The following is a 3036-nucleotide window of genomic DNA, read 5'->3' on the forward strand; positions in this document are numbered from 1 at the left end:
TCACCGTCATGAGGATATCTACAAACTCCTCCTCAAGATGCTCAGAGAGAATCCTCTCTGCTAGTCATGACCCTTTTCGTTTTTCGCCTGCCCCGCGCCCGGGGAGGCCATCCCGCTCACCCTCAGACGGCCTCCCGGCCACCCCCCTTGCCCATGATTCACGCGCGAACCCTTGCCGCTCTGGAATTTGACGCCGTCATTGCCCATCTGGCCGGGCATTGCACCTCCGGCGTCGGACGTGAACACGCCCTGCGCGTCGCTCCTCTTGCCGATGCCGATGCCGTCACGCGGGAGGCCCGCCTTTTCGACGAGTCCCGCGTCTGGGCGGCCCGCCCGCTGGGCAACGGCGGTTTCATGCTGACCTCCTTCCCCGACGTGAGCGGCCTGCTGCGCGCGGTGGAGCGTCCGCACGCCCAGCCGGATACGGACGCCTTCTGGGCCTTGCGCGAGGTGCTGCGTCTGGCGCAGGCCGCCGTGGAGTCCATCGCCGTGCCCGAAGCCGAAACGCAGTGGCCGCACCTGCTGGACTTTGCCCGCCGCTCGCCCCTGCCGGTACAGCTCACCGCCGCGCTCAACCGCTGCCTTTCCGACGACGGCTACATCCGCGACGAAAGCTCGCCCGAGCTGCATCAGGTCCGCAGCGAACTGCGCCGCCTGCATCAGAGCTGTATGCGCAAGGTCAAGGATTACGCCGTACAGTACAATATGCTCCCCTATCTGCAGGACGAATTCATGACCCTTTCGTCCGACCGCTATGTGCTGCCGCTCAAGGCCAATTTCAAGGGGCGTATGCAGGGCATCATCCATGACTGGTCCCAGACCGGCGAGACCTGCTATTTCGAGCCCATGTTCCTGGTGGAGATCAACAACCGCCTCCAGGAACTCAAGCGGGAAGAACGCGAGGAAGAACAGAAGATCCTTGCCTATCTGCGCTCCCTGCTGCTGGCCGAACTGCCCGGCGCACGGGCCGCCCTCGACCTGCTGGCCGGGCTGGACGTGCTGCAGGCCAAGCGCCGTCTGGCCGAAAGCTATGACGGCCGCTGCGTGCCCCTGACCCCGGCGGCCGAAGGCATCTGCCTGCTGGAGGCCCGGCATCCGCTCCTGCTGCTGGGCCGGGCGGAGGAGACCCGCCAGACGCCGCCGGAGCACGAACGGCGCACCGCCCGCGACGCGGCCGAGGCCCGCGAAGCCGCCCGGCGGCGCGTGCGTCCGCTGGACATCGTGCTGCGGCCCGGCGAGCGCGCGCTCATCATCACCGGCGGCAATGCGGGCGGCAAGACCGTCTGCCTCAAGACGCTGGGCCTCATGGCCGCCATGACGTTGAGCGCCCTGCCCGTCCCGGCGGGCGCGGGCTCGCATCTGCCGTGGTTCGGCCGGGTGGACGCCTTCATCGGTGACGAGCAGAGCCTTGCGGACAACGTCTCCACCTTCACGGCCCAGATCCAGCATCTGGGCAAGGCCTGGAAGCATCTCGACGCCGAGGCCCTCGTGCTGCTGGACGAATTCGGCGCGGGCACCGACCCGGCGCAGGGGGCGGCGCTGGCGCAGGCCGTGCTGGACGAACTGCTGGAAAAGCGGACCTACACCCTCGCGGCCACGCACTTCCCGGCCCTCAAGAGCTATGCCCTCACCCGCGAAGGCGCGCGGGCGGCCTCGGTGCTCTTTGACCCGCAGAGCAAGAAGCCCCTCTTCCGGCTGGCCTACGATCAGGTGGGCGCCAGCCAGGCGCTGGACGTGGCCCGTGAGCACGGCCTGCCGGACAGCATCCTGCGCCGGGCGGAGCAATACCTCCTGCAGGACGGACAGGAAACAGGGCAGGTGCTCCAGCGCCTCAACGATCTGGCCGCCCGCCGGGAGGAGGAACTGCGCGATCTGAAGAAGGCGCAGGACAAGGCCCGACGGGAGGCCGAACACGCCCGCGAAAAATACGAGAAGGAACGCCTGCGCCTGCATGACGAGGTACGCGCGCAGGCGCAGGAGCTCATGCGCGCCTGGAAGGAAGGCCGCGCCACCCAGAAGCAGGCCCTGCGCGAGATGTCCCGCCTGCGGGCCTCGCTGGCCGCCGCCCCGCAGCAGGAGGAGGCCCCCGCCGCCCCCCTGCCCGTGGCGGAGACCTTCCGCGTGGGACAGGAAGTGCTGCATACCGCTTTCAACAAGCGCGGCCGCATCACGGATATCGACGAGCGCCGCAACCGCCTGCGCCTCGACCTCAACGGCGTGAGCCTCTGGGCGGCGGTGAAGGACGTGCGCCTGCCCGCGACCGCCGCCCGTCCGGCCGCCCCTTCCGCCATCGGCCGGGCCGTGCGCGCGCAGACGGACGACAGCGCCCCGGCCCTCAAGCTCGATCTGCGCGGTATGCGCGCGGATCAGGCCCTTGCCGAAGTGGAACGCTTCCTCGACAAGGCCCTGCTGGCGGGCTTCCATGAGCTGGAAGTGGTGCACGGACGCGGCACCGGCGCGCTGCGCCGACAGATCCACGACTTCCTGCGCGGCTTCCCGGCCGTGGAACACTTTGCCCTTGCCCCCGAAGACCGCGGCGGCGACGGCATGACCATCGTCCAGTTGCGTTAAAAAAAGCAGGGGCTGGCGGCGTATGCGGGGGAGGGGAACCTTTGCAAAGGTCCCCCTCCCCCGCGCCCCCTCCCCCCGAAACTCTTGCCGGGGTCCCTCACCGTCCGGGTGACGCCCCAGCCCCGCCCTATCCCCCCAGTCCCCCGGCGGCACGACGAAAAGGCAAAGCCCCCCCGGCCGTCACCGTGCGCTGTCACCTCACCACGCCCCAGAGCATATCAACACATCGTCCACCATACGCCACCTCCTTGTTTTTTGGGGGAGCTGGGTCACCTCGTGTTGCTGCCCCCTCCCCCGGTAAAAACACGCTGGGGAAGGGATGGGGGGCCGGGGAGACGAAACAAAATCAGCCTGTGCGCTCCGCTTGCCCTTGGCAGGAGGCTCGCCTCGCGTCCCTGTTCCCTCCCCCGATAAAAGCGCGCTGGGGAAGGGATGGGGGGCCTGGGGGGAAGGGGAACCCCTCCA

At 68.7% G+C, this 3036-nt stretch carries 1 protein-coding gene; it reads left to right on the forward strand.

The genetic code is table 11. From position 1 onward, the window contains the following. Nucleotides 1–153 precede the first annotated feature (153 nt). The gene (locus tag Q0K00_RS11640; RefSeq protein ID WP_297229712.1) at nt 154–2571 is read left to right on the forward strand and encodes a Smr/MutS family protein; all 2418 of its coding nucleotides are present in this window, start codon (nt 154–156) and stop codon (nt 2569–2571) included. Nucleotides 2572–3036 lie beyond the last annotated feature (465 nt).

Source organism: uncultured Desulfovibrio sp., from assembly GCF_944327235.1.
Lineage (GTDB): Bacteria > Desulfobacterota > Desulfovibrionia > Desulfovibrionales > Desulfovibrionaceae > Desulfovibrio.

What these genes read in the sequence shown, in the direction of transcription:
- Q0K00_RS11640 (WP_297229712.1), top strand. Translation starts at nt 154, where the DNA reads ATGATTCACGCGCGAACCCTTGCCGCTCTGGAATTTGACGCCGTCATT.